This is a genomic window from Streptomyces sp. NPDC027185, assembly GCF_055567035.1.
In genome coordinates, this window is the sequence record NZ_JBVHRF010000004.1 from 692,899 (window position 1) to 708,865 (window position 15,967).

The 15,967-nt window shown below is 71.1% G+C and carries 17 protein-coding genes; all 17 read right to left on the reverse strand.

Annotation, left to right across the window (positions count from 1 at the left end):
- Window positions 1–132 precede the first annotated feature (132 nt).
- On the reverse strand, window positions 133–2,352 hold the full coding sequence (locus ACZ4M8_RS16770) for an NADP-dependent isocitrate dehydrogenase (protein ID WP_467607783.1): 2,220 nt from the start codon (window positions 2,350–2,352) through the stop codon (window positions 133–135).
- A gap of 268 nt (window positions 2,353–2,620) precedes the next feature.
- Window positions 2,621–3,784: a tyrosine-type recombinase/integrase gene (locus ACZ4M8_RS16775; RefSeq protein WP_467607785.1), complete on the reverse strand. Its 1,164-nt coding sequence runs from the start codon at window positions 3,782–3,784 to the stop codon at window positions 2,621–2,623.
- 67 nt (window positions 3,785–3,851) lie between these two features.
- Window positions 3,852–4,055 (reverse strand): helix-turn-helix domain-containing protein, encoded by a 204-nt coding sequence (locus ACZ4M8_RS16780; RefSeq protein ID WP_467607787.1) that lies wholly within the window; start codon window positions 4,053–4,055, stop codon window positions 3,852–3,854.
- 138 nt (window positions 4,056–4,193) lie between these two features.
- Window positions 4,194–5,426, reverse strand: coding sequence for a DUF3631 domain-containing protein (locus ACZ4M8_RS16785; RefSeq protein ID WP_467607790.1), 1,233 nt, complete (start codon window positions 5,424–5,426; stop codon window positions 4,194–4,196).
- Window positions 5,423–5,767, reverse strand: a complete 345-nt coding sequence (locus tag ACZ4M8_RS16790) for a hypothetical protein (RefSeq protein ID WP_467607792.1) — start codon at window positions 5,765–5,767, stop codon at window positions 5,423–5,425. The genes ACZ4M8_RS16785 and ACZ4M8_RS16790 overlap by 4 nt, the downstream gene beginning before the upstream one ends.
- A complete protein-coding gene (locus tag ACZ4M8_RS16795; RefSeq protein WP_467607794.1) occupies window positions 5,764–6,642 on the reverse strand; it encodes a bifunctional DNA primase/polymerase in 879 nt (292 codons plus the stop codon). The genes ACZ4M8_RS16790 and ACZ4M8_RS16795 overlap by 4 nt, the downstream gene beginning before the upstream one ends.
- On the reverse strand, window positions 6,639–7,355 hold the full coding sequence (locus ACZ4M8_RS16800; protein ID WP_467607798.1) for a class I SAM-dependent methyltransferase: 717 nt from the start codon (window positions 7,353–7,355) through the stop codon (window positions 6,639–6,641). Before ACZ4M8_RS16800 ends, ACZ4M8_RS16795 begins: the two co-directional genes overlap by 4 nt.
- Window positions 7,356–7,457: 102 nt before the next feature.
- Window positions 7,458–7,682, reverse strand: coding sequence for a hypothetical protein (locus ACZ4M8_RS16805; protein WP_467607800.1), 225 nt, complete (start codon window positions 7,680–7,682; stop codon window positions 7,458–7,460).
- Window positions 7,683–7,703: 21 nt separating this feature from the next.
- Complete coding sequence (locus ACZ4M8_RS16810) at window positions 7,704–8,192, reverse strand: hypothetical protein (protein ID WP_467607803.1); 489 nt, start codon at window positions 8,190–8,192, stop codon at window positions 7,704–7,706.
- 34 nt (window positions 8,193–8,226) lie between these two features.
- Window positions 8,227–8,421, reverse strand: a complete 195-nt coding sequence (locus ACZ4M8_RS16815; RefSeq protein WP_467607806.1) for a hypothetical protein — start codon at window positions 8,419–8,421, stop codon at window positions 8,227–8,229.
- 223 nt (window positions 8,422–8,644) lie between these two features.
- Complete coding sequence (locus ACZ4M8_RS16820; RefSeq protein ID WP_467607808.1) at window positions 8,645–10,885, reverse strand: P-loop NTPase family protein; 2,241 nt, start codon at window positions 10,883–10,885, stop codon at window positions 8,645–8,647.
- Between the two features lie 78 nt (window positions 10,886–10,963).
- On the reverse strand, window positions 10,964–12,808 hold the full coding sequence (locus tag ACZ4M8_RS16825; protein WP_467607811.1) for a hypothetical protein: 1,845 nt from the start codon (window positions 12,806–12,808) through the stop codon (window positions 10,964–10,966).
- 76 nt (window positions 12,809–12,884) lie between these two features.
- Window positions 12,885–13,328, reverse strand: coding sequence for a hypothetical protein (locus ACZ4M8_RS16830; protein ID WP_467607813.1), 444 nt, complete (start codon window positions 13,326–13,328; stop codon window positions 12,885–12,887).
- Window positions 13,329–13,350: 22 nt separating this feature from the next.
- Entirely contained in the window at window positions 13,351–13,659 is a 309-nt protein-coding gene (locus ACZ4M8_RS16835) for a hypothetical protein (RefSeq protein WP_467607816.1), read from the reverse strand.
- A 13-nt stretch (window positions 13,660–13,672) separates the two neighbouring features.
- Window positions 13,673–14,065 carry a DUF3307 domain-containing protein gene (locus tag ACZ4M8_RS16840; protein ID WP_467607818.1) on the reverse strand — a complete coding sequence of 131 codons (393 nt, stop codon included), beginning with the start codon at window positions 14,063–14,065 and terminating at the stop codon, window positions 13,673–13,675.
- A gap of 9 nt (window positions 14,066–14,074) precedes the next feature.
- Entirely contained in the window at window positions 14,075–14,449 is a 375-nt protein-coding gene (locus ACZ4M8_RS16845; protein ID WP_467607820.1) for an RRQRL motif-containing zinc-binding protein, read from the reverse strand.
- Window positions 14,446–15,879: a DUF2637 domain-containing protein gene (locus tag ACZ4M8_RS16850; RefSeq protein WP_467607821.1), complete on the reverse strand. Its 1,434-nt coding sequence runs from the start codon at window positions 15,877–15,879 to the stop codon at window positions 14,446–14,448. The genes ACZ4M8_RS16845 and ACZ4M8_RS16850 overlap by 4 nt, the downstream gene beginning before the upstream one ends.
- Between the last annotated feature and the right edge of the window lie 88 nt (window positions 15,880–15,967).

Consider the following 15,967-nt stretch of genomic DNA (forward strand, 5'->3'; position numbering starts at 1 on the left):
GCGGGCGCCGGGGCGGGCGGGTTCCGCACCCACCCGCACCCCGCCGGGCAGGCCCCGGACATGCCTCCGCCCCGCCCGGCGGGTGCCGGACGGGGCGGAGGGCGGGGCGCGGGAGGCGTCCCGCGGGCCGGATCAGCTCAGGGTGGCCAGCGCCTGGTTGAAGGTGGCCGACGGACGCATGACGGCGGCGGCCTTGGCGGCGGCGGGCTGGTAGTAGCCGCCGAGGTCGACCGGGGCGCCCTGGACCGCGATCAGCTCGTCGACGATGGTCCGCTCCTGCTCGGTCAGCGTCTTGGCGAGCGCCGCGAACGCCTCGGCGAGCTGCGTGTCGTCGGTCTGCTTGGCCAGCTCCTGCGCCCAGTAGAGGGCCAGGTAGAAGTGGCTGCCGCGGTTGTCGATACCGCCGAGCTTGCGGCTGGGGGACTTGTCCTCGTTGAGGAAGGTGCCGGTCGCGCGGTCGAGGGTGTCGGCCAGGACCTGGGCGCGGGCGTTGCCGGTGGTCTGCGCGAGGTGCTCGAAACTGACGGCCAGCGCGAGGAACTCGCCCAGGCTGTCCCAGCGCAGGTAGTTCTCCTTGACCAGCTGCTGGACGTGCTTGGGCGCGGAGCCGCCGGCGCCGGTCTCGAAGAGGCCACCGCCGTTCATCAGCGGGACGACGGAGAGCATCTTGGCGCTGGTGCCCAGCTCCAGGATGGGGAAGAGGTCCGTCAGGTAGTCACGCAGGACGTTGCCGGTGACCGAGATGGTGTCCTCGCCGCGGCGGATGCGCTCCAGGGAGAAGGCGGTGGCCGCCTCCGGCGACATGATCTCGATCTGCAGACCGTCGGTGTCGTGGTCGGCGAGGTAGGTCTTGACCTTGGCGATCAGCTGCGCGTCGTGGGCGCGGCCCTCGTCGAGCCAGAAGACGGCCGGGGCGCCGGTGGCGCGGGCGCGGGTGACGGCCAGCTTGACCCAGTCCTGGATCGGCAGGTCCTTGGTCTGGCACATGCGGAAGATGTCGCCGGCGCCGACGGCCTGCTCCAGGACGACGTCACCGTTGCCGTCGAGGACGCGCACCGTGCCGGTGGCGGGGATCTCGAAGGTCTTGTCGTGGCTGCCGTACTCCTCGGCCTTCTGCGCCATGAGGCCGACGTTGGGTACCGAGCCCATGGTGGCCGGGTCGAAGGCGCCGTTGGCACGGCAGTCGTCGATGACGACCTGGTAGACGCCGGCGTAGCTGCTGTCGGGGAGGACGGCGAGGGTGTCGTGCTCCTGGCCGTCGGGGCCCCACATGTGGCCGGAGGTACGGATCATGGCCGGCATGGACGCGTCGACGATGACGTCGGACGGGACGTGCAGGTTGGTGATGCCGCGGTCGGAGTCGACCATCGCCATCTCCGGGCCCTCGGCCAGCTCCGCCTCGAAGGACGCCTTGATGGCCGCGCCCTCGGGCAGCGCCTCGGCGCCCTTGAGGATGCCGCCGAGACCGTCGTTCGGGGTCAGGCCCGCGGCGGCCAGCACGTCGCCGTACTCGGCGAAGGTCTTCGGGAAGAAGGCGCGCACCGCGTGCCCGAAGATGATCGGGTCGGAGACCTTCATCATCGTGGCCTTGAGGTGCAGCGAGAAGAGGACGCCCTCGGCCTTGGCGCGGGCGATCTGCGCGGTGAAGAACTCGCGCAGCGCGGCGACGCGCATGACGGAGGCGTCGACGACCTCACCCTTGAGGACCGGCACCGACTCGCGCAGCACGGTGGTGGAGCCGTCGTCACCGGTCAGCTCGATGCGCAGCGCACCGTCCGCGGCGATGACCGCGGACTTCTCGGTGGAGCGGAAGTCGTCCACGCCCATGGTGGCGACGTTGGTCTTGGACTCGGCGGTCCACTTGCCCATGCGGTGCGGGTGGGCCTTGGCGTAGTTCTTGACCGACGCGGGGGCGCGGCGGTCGGAGTTGCCCTCGCGCAGGACCGGGTTGACGGCGCTGCCCTTGACCTTGTCGTAACGGGCGCGGACGTCCTTGTCCTCATCGGTCTTCGGGTCGTCCGGGTAGTCCGGCAGCGCGTAGCCCTGCTCCTTCAGCTCGGCGATGGCGGCCTTGAGCTGCGGGATGGACGCCGAGATGTTCGGCAGCTTGATGATGTTGGCGCCCGGCGTCTTCGCCAGCTCGCCCAGCTCGGCGAGGGCGTCGTCGATGCGCTGGTCCTCCCGCAGGCGCTCGGGGAAGCTCGCGATGATCCGGCCCGCGAGGGAGATGTCCCGGGTCTCCACGGCGACGCCCGCGGTCGAGGCGTACGCCTCGATGACCGGCAGGAACGAGTAGGTCGCCAGTGCCGGCGCCTCGTCGGTGTGGGTGTAGATGATGGTCGAGTCAGTCACCGGTGCTCCGCTCCACGTCTGCAACATTGCTTGACATCAAGATATCTCGTGGCGGGCCCCTTCTCGACAGGACCCTGGAAGCGGTTTTCCCCGGGGCCCCTCCCGCCCCCGTGACCTGCCGGGAACCGGCCGGACGGCGGAAACCTGAGCCGCCGCTTAGCCCGACCTTAAGCGACCTGGAAGAGTACTCAGCAGGTCAGGCGTAGGGAGGCGGCTCCCCGCAGCTCACCGGGGAGCCAAATAGGGAGCCACGCGAGGCAAGCGTGCCTCAATCCCCGGCGTTCCTGTTCACGTCTCTGAAGAAGATTTCATCCATAGCCTCAGCCCCCTCCGTGATCACGGGGCGGATCTGGTGCCGGTAGACAGCCTCGGTCATCCGTGTCGAGCTGTGACCTACAAGCTGAGCGATCTTCTCCACTGGGACACCTTGATCCGAGAGGATGGAAACGAAGCTGTGCCGGAGCTCCCGCGGCGTCCACTGCATCGGGTCCGGGAACCCGGCGTCACGCAGTAGAGCACGAAAGTTGCGCCGCACATGGTCCGCGGTTCGTTGCTCACCGGCGTCCGTACCGAAGACGAAACCGTCAGGGTCCCAGGCTAGACCCAGCTGCTCTCGCCGAGACCGCTGCGTCACACGATGCTCTGCAAGGAGTTCCACCAGTCCTTGGGGCATTCCCAAAGTGCGTCGACTCTTCTGAGTCTTGGTTTCTCCTTTTCGACGCACCGACCTCCAAACTTCAATGTGCGGCGGAGATCCTCCTCCCGGATAAAGGTGCACCCGGCTCCACGTGAGGGGCCTAACCTCCTCCGTCCGGATGCCCACGAGAAGCGAAACCGCGACGTACACGTGAACCCAGGACCCTTTCCTCGCAGCAAGCACAGACTCCGCCTGCTTCAGCGTTAGCGATTTACTCGGCCTACCCGGCTGACCATCAGGCAGTTCCACGAGTTTAGCGACATTACGCGTGACCAGGTCGCTGCGCTGCGCATGCGAAATCGACCGACGCAGGATCGAAAGGATCATCTCCAGTGAGCTCTTGGCGAGGACCAGCGACTTCTCATCAAGCCAGCAGTCAACGGCGTCAGGCGTGAGATCGGTCAGCTTCGCCTTTCCCAGGTCAGCGATCACATGATTCGTAGCCATCCTGGTGTAGGTCTCGATGCTCCCCTTGTCCCTCCCCTTGAGCCCATGGGCGAGCCATGCCCTCACAGCCTTTTCGATGGTGTAGTTGGCGTGCGACCTCACGCCCGCCTCGGCTTCCTTCCTTTTCCCTCGAAGCTTGGCTCGAACTTCAGCCTTAGTCTTCCCTGACACCTTTGGCCGGTTACGTCGACCATCAGGAAAAAATCCGAGCGAGATCGCCCCGATGTATCGACCTTTGGCTTTATCCCAGTAGATCGAGTCTTCGCCGTTGGACTTGCGGCTAGTCACGCATTTTCCTCCCAGAATGGGAGTGGGGTCACGTAGCCCAGCGACGCGACCCCACTCGTTTGCCAATTCAGCTAGCTACTTCTGACTCCTGCATCAGCAAAGCGACATATTCGTCGATGTACTGAAGCGGAATGAGTCGACGTCGGCCAACCCGTACGGTGCGGAGCCGCCCGAGTCGGATCTCTTCGTACGCCATCGATCGGCCAAGGCCGCACAATCGCGCTGCGTCCTCAACTTTGTAGAGGCGAGGCTGTATCTGAGCCGTTGCCATGAATTCCTCTTTCGTCGAGACGAAACGAGTCTTCTTCTCCCCTCCCCGGGGAGTCCGCTACATCCGCTACATCCGCTACACCGCAGGTCAGGGGCCTGTTTGGTGTAGCGGATGTGTGGGGTGTAGCGGATAGGGGTGCTACGCGGTGGGGGCGAGGGTGAGGGTGGGTGTTGCGGTTCGTTCCGCTACATCGCTCGTATCCGCTACAGCGGCACCCCTGTTGACCTGGGGTGTAGCGGATGTAGCGGATGTAGCGGGTGTCTTGGAGGGGGTGGGGCAGTAGCGGTTCCACGCGTCGACGAGGTCTTCGGCGTAGTAGCCCTTCGGCACTCCGCTGGAGGTCCGGATGGACCGCGGTTTGATCGGTGTGTTGTTGCTGGTGACGTACTCGCCGAGCATCTTGGCCAGGCCCCGGGAGGTGAGTGGGCGGCCGTTCATGTCGGCCCAGGGTGCTTCTTCCAGCTCCAGGAGGATGGCGAGGATGGCGGCGGTGGGCATCCGGTCGACGCCCTGGAAGACCTTGTCGCGCAGGTCGGTGAGGAGCTGGACGCCGATGGAGACGGGGTCGCCGTCGGTTGCTGCGGCGACCAGTTCGACGCAGGCGGCGCGGGCGCGCTCGGGCCAGGCCTCGCCGGCGGCTTCGGCGACGGCGAGGAGCGGTTCCCAGACGTCGGCGGGCCGGTCGGAGATCCCATCGGGGAGCTGCGGCCAGGCGTCGGTGACCTCGTCGCGGACCTGGTCGGCCCACTCGGCGAGGCGGTCGCGCAGCGCGTGTCCCTCCCTCTCATGGATCCGCTGGCGGTAGGGCTCGACCATCTCGTTGGGGGCGCGCTTGCGCATCCGGATGATGACGGAGCGGGTCAGGATCGTGTCGGGCAGGGACCCCAGCCCCGCGATGGCGACGGCGCAGAACGAGGGGAAGGGCGCGGCGCTCTGGTTGGTCCCTTCCCCGACGCACCGCAAGGAGGAAGCGCCGCGCCGGTAGCCGGAGTTGAGGAATCCGCGCAGTTCCTCGTTGCCGCCTGCCTTGGGGCCGAAGACCGTGTCGATCTCGTCGAAGAGGAGGGTGGGGCGGCCGGCGTCGGAGGTGACGACCCTGAACAGGGCGTTGGCGCTGGCGTTCACGGTGGCCAGAGGGCGCGGGACGAGGGTGTTGACGATTTCCAGGGCGCGGCTTTTGCCGCTGCCGGGCTCGGGGCTGAGGAACGCCAGGCGGGGGGTGGAGTCGAAGGCGTCGAAGAGGTGTGCGTGAGCGTCCCAGAGGGTCGTCGCGACGTAGGCGGCCTGGCGAGGGAAGACGTTGAAGCGACGGTGGAATGCCTCGATCTCGTCGAGGAGGGCGGCGCCGTCGATGGCGTCGGGGCTGGTCATGCGCTGTTCCTTTCGTGGTGCGGGCGCTGGGGGCAGGCGTCGCGGTGGGTGGTGTGGTCGGCGATGAGGGCGTGGACCTTGGTGTGTCCGGCAGCGAACAGGTCCCGCCCGCACACGCACACCGAGCGGGCGGTGGGGGATGCGCCGCGGGGTGCGGTGATGTGCAGCCAGGCGATGGGGTGCCGCCCGTCGCCCGGGTGCGGGTCAGGACTTGAAGGGGACGCCCTTCGGGCGGCGTCCTTTGGCGCTCCACTGCCGGACGGGGTGCGGGCCGGTTCGGCGGGGTGCGGGCCGATGGGGTGGGGGTGGCCTTCCAAGGGGGAGCGGGGTGGGGTGCTCATGCCGCATCCCGGGGCCGGGCTTTGCGGATGGAGCTGTCCAGGGCGCTGCGGATCGTGGCGCGGCACTCGGCCGCGGTGAGTCCCCGCCCCTCTCCCGCCCCTTGGAAGGCCTCCTCCGCCACGTGCCGGGGGAGGTCGCCCCACGCGACGAAGCGCCCCACCTTGAAGGCGGACCGGTTGAGCACGTTGTTGCGCTGCTTGTCCGGCGCCGCGGCGACCACCGCGCACTCCGCCTCCAGTGCGGCCAGCGCTGCTCGGCTACCGCTCACCGCAGGAAGGTGCAGAGGCGCCGCGGGGCGGGCGGGCGCGGGCTGGAGCAGGAGCAGCAACCACCCGGGCAGCGGGGCCACCGCGGCGCTGCTCGCCGTCTCGTACCGTCCGGTCGGGGTGATGCTGCCCGCGGCGACGACATAGCCGCCTGCCGCGCGGGTGTCGACCAGCGGGGCGAGCGTCCCCGCGGTGTTGCCCAGCCGGGCGCCGGGCGGGGCGGTGAAGTACAAGTGGAGGCCGCCGGTGGGGGTCCGCACCGTGTAGGTGGTGGGCTCCGGCTGTCCGGCGCGCTCGCAGAGCGCCTGGAAAGTCGTCGCGCCGTGCGCGTCCTTCATGTCCTTCGGTACATCCAGGTCCACGACGAGAAGCTGCGAAGGGCCGGTGGCGAGGCCGATGTTGAACTGCCCGGCAGCCCAAGCGGCGCGGATCCGGCGCGGTTCCGTGGTCGCGCGCTGCTCCCACTTCAGGTGCCGTTCGGTGCAGGGCCCGGTGCGGGGGCAGCGGTCTTCACGATGGAGCGCGGGGCGCTTGGTGCCGGGGCGCAGCGGGAAGACAGCCCAGCCGCGCGCAGCGGCGGCCAGGGCGGCATCGAGCAGGGTGCTCACGCGGCCACCTCCTGCGCGGTGTGGGCGAGGAAGGCTGTGCCGATCCAGTGGGTGTAGGCCGGGGGCAGTGCTTCGCGGAGACGGAAGTGGTCGACGCTCCAGTCGATGTTCTTGGCGGCGCGGATCTCGGCGACGGTGGCTTTGCCGCCGCCGGAGCCGTACGCGGCGACGTACGGGCCGTCGAAGTATTCGCCGTGTCGCCAGCCGCGGACCCGGCCCCGGTGGGCGGGGTGCGCGGGCTGCGGGGTGTTCCAGCCGCCGAGTTCGAAGTAGCGGTGCATGAGCACGGCGAGGCCGAACATCTCCCCGCGCAGTCGCAGGTCCTTGCGGACGGTGCTGCCGGCCACGTTCTCGATCACGTACGGAACCCCGGTGCTCTCCAGCGCGGCGCGGGTCGGCGCGATGAGCCGGGGGTGGGCCCGGCCGGTGGCGATGTTGCGGGAGCGGTTGGTGCCCTTGGTGGGGGCGCCCTCGCCCTGGCAGGGCGGGGAGGTGTGGATGAAGTCGAACCCCTTGCCGTGCTCCCGGATGTACTCGACGGCGTCACCCTGGACGAACGCGTCGCCGCAGTAGTCCGGCTGGGGGGCGATGTCGACGCCGGTGACGTGGGCGCCGGTGAGTTGGTAGCCGCGGGTGGCGCCGCCGATGCAGCAGTACGCGTCCAGGACACGCAGCGGGCGGCGGTGGTGCGGGATCGGGGTCGGGTAGGTCATGCTGGAGACCTCCAGTGCACTGTTCTGTTCTGTTTCTGTGCTGGACCGGGGCGACCGCGTTCTTTGGCGAGATGCGGCGGTCGCCCCGGGTTGATCAGACTTTCAGTGAGTGCGGGTGTGGGGCAGGGGCAGGAGGGTCCACCAGCGGTGGGCGCGCCAGCAGCGGCAGCGCTCCCAGCCCCTGGCGTCGAAGTGGCCGGCCGGGATGTGGCCGGGGCGCGGGACGGCGCCGTCACCGCCGCAGTCGGGGCAGGTGGGGTCGGGGGTGTCGGTGAGTATCAGGGCGGGTCTGGGCCAGGTGATGCGCTGTATGCGCAGGCGGAGCACGGGTCCCCCAGGTGGATCAGGTCAGCGGTGGTTGACGGTGCCGTGGGCGCGGCTGAACGCGCCGGTTGAGGTGATGTGTTGGGTGATCTGGGTGGGCGCGGGCGCGGAGTTGCGGGTGCGTCGGAGGAGGGTGAGGGCGGCGGCACCGGTGGCGATGAGGGCGACGACGGCCCACAGGGCGTGGCTCATGGCGATGAGTGAGGGGGCTGCGTAGGAGAGGCCGAGTCCGGCGACGGCGAGGCCGCCGCCGACGGTGGGGACGAGGAGGGCGGTGGTGCGGGCCCACGTCGGGATCGGCCGGGCCCCCGCCGCCGGGGCGGGTTGCTCAGCCGTCGGCACGGGTGGGGTGGTGTAGGCGAGGGTGCGGGTGCCGGTGGGCAGGGTGACGACTTCCAGTCCCGGTGGCAGCACCGGCACCTCCCCGACCGGAACGGGCTGTGGGAGAGGGGCGGCGGCCACCGGCGCCGGGCGGATCGTCTCGGGGGTGAGCGGGCGTGCGTCGTAGGGCACGGGGTCTCCTTCCGGCGGCCGGGGTCGGGCCGGGTCAGGCGGCGAGGTGGGAGATGGTCTTGGCTATGGCGTCGCAGGCGGCGCGGATGGCGGGCCCGGCGCCGGTGGAGGCGACGAAGAAGCCGAAGAGAAACACGGTGACGGCGCTGCCGAGGGTGAGGGAGCGGCCGCGGACGAGGACGATCGTGATGATGCCGAGGACGAAGACGGCGCTGACGGTTAAGCCCATGGGTGCCTCCAGACACGTCGGACGGCCGTCCCGATGCCGGGCGGCCGTCCACTGGTTGATTACGGTGTGTAGTTCTAGTGGGTAGTGAGTACTGGGTAGTGGGTAGTGGGGAATTCCCCAGTAGACGTGCCTTCCGACCAGCCCTAGGGGTGAGGTGGGTGGGGTTGGTGGGTAGTGGGGTGTGGCTCCCCACTACCCACTACCCAGTAGCTGTGTGTGACGGTTAGGTGCGGTCGGGGTGGATGTAGACGGAGCGCGGTCCGCGGTCGCGGTAGACGAGTTCGCCGCGGTCGGCGGCGGCTTTGAGGGCGGCGCGGACGGTCTTGCGGTCGCGGCCGACGAGGTCGGCGACGCCCGCGACGTTCATGCCGGCGGTCCCGGTGTCCTTGATCGCGTCGAGGGCGGCGGGCAGCCACTCCGGCCCCGCCTCCACCCCGCTCTCGCCTGCCGCCTCGTCGCCGTGCGGCCGGCCGTCGGGGGTGTCGGCTTGGGCGGCTTCTTCGGTGATCCGCTCGACTCCGGCGAGGACGTCGGCGATGGCCGCCGCGATCCGCGGATCCTCCGCCCGCTCCCCGCCCGACCCCGCCCCCGTGCCCGGATCGGGGTCGGGGGCCTCCTTTTCCGGCTGGGCCGGTGAGGGGTCGGCGGCCTTGGCCTTGTCGACGTAGTACTCCAGAGGGCGCATCGCGGGCAGCGGCCCGGCCCCGCCCGCCGGATCCCCCGGCCCCGCGGACGGCGGGGGCGGTGTGGCGGGGGTCTGTGCCTGTGCTGTGGTGGTGCCGACGGTGACGGTGGTGGCGGGTTCGGTGGTGGTGTCGCGGAGCCAGGCGGTACGGGCTTCGTTGCTCCAGCGGTCGGCGTAGCCGTAGGGGGCGGCGTCGGCCTGGGCGGCGGCGTCGAGGTCGGGGCGGATGTCCCAGCGGGCGACGGAGAGCTGCTCGATGTCGTCGCACGGCGTGCCGTCCGGCAGTTCGTCGTCGTCGCGGGCGAAGTAGACCTTCCCGCGCTCCGGGCCGACGCCGCCCGCGCGCCGCCGGTCCTCGTCGAGGATGTAGAGGGCGCCGGCGCACGGCAGGAGGGACAGGTCGACGGCGGCGTAGTGGTCGGGGAAGACGAACTGCCCCTCGGCCTTCTTGGAGAACCGCATGCCGATGACCGTGTCGTACTGCGAGTCGATCTCCCCGCCGCCGGTGTTGGGGCCGGTGCCGCGCTGGACGGCGTCGATGTAGTCGACCGCCGCCTTCCGGCCCTTCTTCACCCCGCGGGTCTTGGCCTGGACGGCCTTGGGGTTCCAGGCCATGAGGTCGGCGTTCTCGTCGGACAGGACGATCAGCGCGGGTTCCTTCTCGGAGGGGCGGATCTTGCCGCCCTTCATCCGCCCCGACCGGCCCTCGGCGACGGCGAGGGCGGCGTCGAGGAGGCGGACGGCTTCCTCGTGGGTGGTGGCGACCCAGTCGAGAATCGGCCGGTCGATGAGCGCGCCGGTCTCGTCCTTCCAGCCCTCCACCCACGGCCGCAGCCAGCGGCTCGCCGCGTTGCCTTCGGCGAGGTCGATCATCCAGATCACCGCGTCCGTGGCCCGGGTGATCGCCGCGATCACCACATGCAGCAGAACGGACTTGCCGGAGCCTTTCTTCCCGGCGATCAGGATGCTGTTCTGCCGGAACAGGATCTCCAGCGGCTCCCCGGACTCCAGCATGCCGAGACTCAGCGGCTCGTTGATGGTCAGCGGGTGGTCGTCCTCGGGCAGGGTCAGGGTTTCGCCGAGGACGTCGCGGGTGGTGACGTGCAGCCACGCCTGCGACGCGGTAGGCGTCGGCTCCAGCCGCAGGGAGCCGGTGCGCAGGTCGCCCTTGCGGACCTCCAGCATCGGCAGCAGCTGGTGAAGCTGCTTGACGGGCGTCTTGTCGAGGCTGAGCAGCAGCTTGTACCCGCCGCGCGTCGGGGTGGACTTCGTCACGCTCACGCCGCGGGCGCCGCAGTCCTCCAGCACCTTCTCCCACTCCGCCAGGTCAGCGGTCTTCGCGCCTGCCTCGTGGGCCCACTGCGCGGCGATCTCCTCGGCCCTCAGGCCCCGGTCGATCGCGTAGAACGGGGTCAGCGCGGCGGCGCCCGCGGCGACGGCGGCGGCCGACGCCATGGTCCAGGGGGAGCCGTGGGCGGCCCAGTTGAGCCAGGCGTAGGTGGCGGTCGTCCACGTCGCGGTGAACCCGGTGTGGAACCACCTGCGCTTCGAGGACGGGTTCTTGGGGTCGGCGGTGCGCAGCCAGCGGGAGACGCCGGCGGCGGCGATGCCGGTCAGGGAGCCGACGGCGATCCAGCCCACCGGCAGGGTGGCCCCGGAGTCCTGCGCGAGGCCCAGCCCGAGGCCGCCGGCGTAGACGGTCGCCGCGGTGAACAGCGGTGTGGAGACGACGCCGTGGCGCCAGGGGATCGGCTCGTGAGAGCGCGGACGGCTCAACATGCTCTTCTCCATTCCTCGTCGAGGAGCCGGAAAGGGCCCGTCCCGGGTCGCCGTGTGCGACCCGGGACGGGGCGGTGGTTACCGGTTGGCGGACACGTCCCACTTGGCGGCCTGCGGGGTGGGGTTCTCCAGGTTGTCGAGCTGCTCGGCGTGGATCATCCGGTACAGCACCGGGATGGACTCCAGGCGCCCGGAGAGGGCGTAGGCGTAGACGGCGGTGTCCTCGTACGCCTCCGGGATCGCCTCGTTGACCTTGAAGTTCTCGCGGCTATTGACGGCGGCCATGTGGATGACGTCGCCGATCGCGCGCTGCACATCCGTCAGCGCCCGGATCGTCGCCTCGTAGCCGACCATGTTGTCGGCCGGGTTGAGGAGCATCATCGCGCCCGCGGTGCGGACGGACTCAGCCGCGTAGCGCAGCGGGAGGGTGTGCTCCAGCCCGGAGCCAGAGGTGCCCATGGGGGTTCCCTTCGGTTGGGTGGTGCCCGTCCCGGCGGCTCCGGGACGGGAGACGGGACGATGCGCGCCCGGCTGGCGGCGGGTGCGCGGCGGCTTCTTCGGCGGGGCGGGCTGGGTGCTGGTGTGCTGGTACATCCAGCGGTTGAGCCAGCCCCACGACCCCATCCAGGCCACCGCCCGCGCACCCGGCGTCGTGACGACGTGCAGGAGTCGGGCGAGCGGGCGGGCCCAGTTCGGGCCCATGGAGGAGAACCGCATCGTGCCGAGCGCCATGTGGGCGCGCATCAGGGCGCGGGTGCCGTAGCGCAGCACGTAGGCGAGGGCCGGGCTGCCGTAACGGGAGACGCTCCGGCCAGCCTGGCGCAGGGCACCGGTGGTGGTGCGGATCCGCTGGCGGGCGGTGGGGCTGGTGTGGTCGCGCAGGGCCCGTCCGATTCGGTACTGCGCGCGGCGCCGCCACGTCATCGCGGCCCGCTCCCGACGAGGCGCCGCCGCATCCCCGTTCAGGGGGGACGCCTTCGCGTCTGAGGCCTTGGGTTCCTTCGCCGGGGCGATCAGCTGGTCGGTTCGAGGTGATACGGACATGTCGTTGTCGCGGTTGCGGCGGGCGAGCTTGTCCAGCAAGGACGCGCCTGCCGCCCGGTCTGCGACCGGGGCTGTGAGCTTGTTGAGGCCCTTGTCGAGGCCGCCCCCGTCGGAGCCTTTGAGCAGGGAACTGCCGGACCGCCGGGGGAGGTTGCGAAACAACGCCCCTACCGGGCCGCGGCCCTGCCGCGGCGCGGAGGAACCGAGCCCGCCCACACCACGTGAGGGTTCAGGGTGGCGGGCCGGGGAGGGGGCGTGACGGGGGCTGGTGGAGCGACCGGGACCGCCGGTGGCTGCCGCCCCACGCCCCAATGGCGCACTCGGGTGCGAGGCGTTGCGCGCGGTGGACTGGAGAGGCAGAGGCTTGCCCATCATCCCGGCCGGCCGCCGCGACGCGGGACCCGTCAACCCCAGACCGGACGCGGAGGTGGGACCGGTCCGGCCCCGCCCTCCGGCCCCGGACCGCAGACCGCCGGCGCCCCCGCGTCCGTACCCGGAGCCGAAGCCGGGGGTGCGGTGGGCCATGCCGGAACCGCCGAACCCGGCGCCTCGTGGGCTGCCTCGTCCGCCGGGCCAGCCGCCGAACCCGCCGCCCCGGCGCCCGTTACGGCGGGAGCGTCGCGATATCCCGGCGCAGGCAGCCGCCGCGCAGGCCACGATCGCGCCGATCACGGCGACGAGCCCGAACTGGTGGCCCATCCAGCACAGTCCGATCAGGGCGGTCAGAGCGCCGCCGGGGATCAGCAGACCGCCCAGCGTGTCCCCGAACTCCGGGTCGCTCTTGTCCTTCTTGTTCTTCGGGTCGATGCCCGAATCCGCCGTCGAGGACGGGGTACGGGGGCCCGGTGCCGGGCCCGCGTCAGCAGGTGCACTACTCATGCGAACCTCCATCAGCAGGCGCCGGACCCCTCGCACACGGTGTGCCGACAGGGCCCGGCGCCCTGTCGGCGACCGGTCAGGTGGTGACGCAGGCGGGGCAGGCGGCCCCGCCGTCGAGGCTGGTGAGGACGGTGGACAGGTCGTGGTCATCCCACGGGCTGAGCGTCAGGCGGGTGCCACAGGCCGCGCACGGCAGAAGCAGCGCGACGCCGACGTAGTAGTCACCGGCGCAGTAGCGGACGTAGGTGCCAGCGCCGAGGTAGGCGACCGCGGACGGGGAGCCGTTCGGGTGGCTGGGGTAGCCGCGCCACATCTGCGCCGTCACGACGCGGCCGAGCGTTTCCGGGAACCGCCGGCGCACCACCTGGGCGGCACGCTTCTCAACGTGGGCGCGCTGGCGGGCCTTCGCGAGAAGGGCCTGCTGCTCCGCCTCCGCGACGGCCAGACGCGCCCGGAGACGGTAGGCGTCCTCCTGCTCAGCCGCTAGGGCGGTCAGCTTGGCGAAAGGGGTGTTGGTCATGGTGTTCTCCCAGGTCAGGCGGTCAGCGGGGCAGGCGGTGGTGCGGGTGGTCGGCGAGGGCCTCCTGCCAGCGCCGGGCCTCGGCCGCGTCTGTTCCGCGCAGCCGGACGGTCATGGAGCAGTCCTGGCAGTGGTGGGTGGTGCCCGTGAGGAGGTCGACGATCTGGCCGACCCCGATGAAGGCGCAGGCGCCCACGGCGAGAGCGCACTGGACGGTCGTGGCGCCGGGCACCTGGTAGGGGGCCAGGTCCGAGGTGACGCTGTTGGCGAGGAAGCCACCGGCGCCGAGCTGCGCGGCGACGGTCAGAAGACGACGAGTACGGGACTTCATCAAGGGGCTCCGTTCAGGCGGCGAGGTAGAGGGCGGCGGCGACGAGGGCGGTGATGTGGGCGGTCTGGTCGACGTGCGCGGCGCCACCGTTCTCGGCGAAGTCGCGCTGGCCGGTGTTGTTCATCCACCAGCGGACGAGGTGCCGGCGGTCGATGACGGCGTGCGTCGCCCCGATCCAGACGAGGGCGAGCACGGCGGGCAGGACCGGCACGTCGAGGCCGAGGACGAGCACCCCGGCGCCCAGCAGAGCGCCACAGGTGAAGACGTGCGTGGCGGCGTGGACCAGGTTGGCCCGCCACCCGGCGGCGCAGGGCTTGGCCTTGTGTTCGGCCTGGTGGTCGGTCTGGAAGGGGTAGTCGGCCAGCAGATGGCCGCACCACAGCAGAATCGCGAGCGAAGCGAACACAGCGTCCTCTCAGGCGGCGAGGGCGGGGGCGTCGGCGCAGAGCGCGCAGACGCCGAGGGAGGTGGGGATGGTGCAGCCGGTATCACGGCGGCAGGCGGGGCAGGCGCGGCGGGCGGCCAGCGCCCGGCCGATCGCGGCCCAGCGGGCCGGGGTCATCGGCCGGACGGGCAGGGCGGCGTCGATGCGGTAGAGGTAGGCGACCCGCGGCCCGGTCCGGGAGCGGCGGGAGTGCCACAGGAGTTGGGCGGCGACGGGCTGGCCACCGGGCCGCAGTCCGCGGGCGCGGAGCTGGCGGCGGGTGGCCAGGCCGTCGGGGGCGAGGCGGTAGGGGTAGGTGGGGATGCCGTACCGCTCGCCGCCCGGGTCCCAGAAGCGGGGGCTCATGCGGCCACCAGCTCATCCGCCGGGTCGGGGAGCGCGTAGCCGTCCGCGAGGAGGGCGGCGGCTTCCTTACGGCGGTCCGAGGCGATGGAGACGGAGATTCCGAGGGCGTCCGCGATGGTCTTCAGCGCGAGACCCTCGGGGTCGCCGGAGGCGTCGGTGAGGATCATCCGGGCGACCCGGCGGGCGTCGCGTTCCGACGGCTTGAGCTTGGCCCGGTCCTCCATTTCGAGGGCGGCCAGCTCGATTCCGGCGGCACGCGCCCGCGTTTCGACGGCACGCTTGCGCGCATCTTCCGCCGCTGCGGCGTCCGCTGCCCGCGCCTTCTCCTCGGCAGCCTCTTTCGCCTTCGCGGCCGCGATCCGGGCGCGCGCTTCGGCGGCCTCCGCCTCCGTTCCGGCGGCGGCCTTCGCCGTTTCGGCGTTGCGGGCCCGGGTTTCGAGGGCGGCCGCCTTGTCTTCCTCCGCCTTCCGCAGCGCCGCCGCAGCGGATGCGGACCGAAGCGCTTCAGCGTCCGCCGATGCGGCATGTTCCGCCGCCTCGGCGGCCCTCTGGGCAGCCGAGGCGCGGGCCTGAGCCTCGATCCGGGCCTCGGACGTACGCCCTTCGGCGGCGGCCCTGGCAGCCCCGGTCAGCGCGTCGGCTTCAGCCTGGACCCGGTCGACCTCCGCGGCGGTGCGGATCTGCTCGATCCGGGCCTGAGCCTGCCGCTTCGCCTCCCGCGCCTCAGCCTCGATGCGGTCCTGTTCAGCCCGCTCACGACGCTTCGCGGCGGCTTCCTCGGCCTGCGCGGGCAGGGCCAGTGCCTGGTCCACGCTCAGGCCGTACTTGGCCATCTCCAGCGGCAACAGAGCCTCTTCCGGCGCCTCGTCGAGGTCGCCGTAGTCGCGGATGAGCATGACGCGGTAGACGGTCCGCTCCTGCTCCTGCTCCACCGCGGTGGTGTAGGAGGCGATGCCCCACAGCCGCATCCGCCTGAACAGCAGCCAGGTCGGCCACGGGGCCAGGATCCAGCGGTGCAACGGGATCCGGTCCACCGCCGTGCCATCAGCGATCCGGGCGGCCCGCACGATCAGACGCCGTCCGGCTTCGACAGCGGCGATGAACATGGCCGGGACCACCGCGTGCATCGCCGCCCCGACCGGATCGGTGCGGATCGGCCCGGCCGCAGCGGCGTTGAAGACGATCGTCGCCACCGTGAAAATATGCGCCAGCAGCCGCAGCACCGGCCACGGCGCGCGGCGCTTGATCAAGACCAAATCCAGGGCGAGCAGAACGACGATGCCGACGTCCACCCCGATCGGGAAGAGGTCGGCGAACCATCCGAAACCATGCTCGGAAGCGAGCTTGGCGAGCGCCTTGTACGAGCCGCTGAACCCGATGCCGGCCAACACGATGCCGCCGCCGAGGGTGCCCCAGCCGAGCAGCCGCATCCCGTCCGGACGCCGCCACCACCGCGCCCCCGAAACGTCAGGGTCCGCCGTCGGAACATCGAGGGGTGCCGTCGAAACGAGGGGAGGT

Excerpts from the sequence above, each read along its gene's own strand:
- ACZ4M8_RS16780 (WP_467607787.1), bottom strand. The coding sequence starts at position 4,055 with ATGGCAACGGCTCAGATACAGCCTCGCCTCTACAAAGTTGAGGACGCA.
- ACZ4M8_RS16785 (WP_467607790.1), bottom strand. The coding sequence starts at position 5,426 with ATGACCAGCCCCGACGCCATCGACGGCGCCGCCCTCCTCGACGAGATC.
- ACZ4M8_RS16790 (WP_467607792.1), bottom strand. The coding sequence starts at position 5,767 with ATGAGCACCCCACCCCGCTCCCCCTTGGAAGGCCACCCCCACCCCATC.
- ACZ4M8_RS16800 (WP_467607798.1), bottom strand. The coding sequence starts at position 7,355 with ATGACCTACCCGACCCCGATCCCGCACCACCGCCGCCCGCTGCGTGTC.
- ACZ4M8_RS16815 (WP_467607806.1), bottom strand. The coding sequence starts at position 8,421 with ATGGGCTTAACCGTCAGCGCCGTCTTCGTCCTCGGCATCATCACGATC.
- ACZ4M8_RS16820 (WP_467607808.1), bottom strand. The coding sequence starts at position 10,885 with ATGTTGAGCCGTCCGCGCTCTCACGAGCCGATCCCCTGGCGCCACGGC.
- ACZ4M8_RS16825 (WP_467607811.1), bottom strand. The coding sequence starts at position 12,808 with ATGAGTAGTGCACCTGCTGACGCGGGCCCGGCACCGGGCCCCCGTACC.
- ACZ4M8_RS16830 (WP_467607813.1), bottom strand. The coding sequence starts at position 13,328 with ATGACCAACACCCCTTTCGCCAAGCTGACCGCCCTAGCGGCTGAGCAG.
- ACZ4M8_RS16835 (WP_467607816.1), bottom strand. The coding sequence starts at position 13,659 with ATGAAGTCCCGTACTCGTCGTCTTCTGACCGTCGCCGCGCAGCTCGGC.
- ACZ4M8_RS16845 (WP_467607820.1), bottom strand. The coding sequence starts at position 14,449 with ATGAGCCCCCGCTTCTGGGACCCGGGCGGCGAGCGGTACGGCATCCCC.
- ACZ4M8_RS16850 (WP_467607821.1), bottom strand. The coding sequence starts at position 15,879 with ATGCGGCTGCTCGGCTGGGGCACCCTCGGCGGCGGCATCGTGTTGGCC.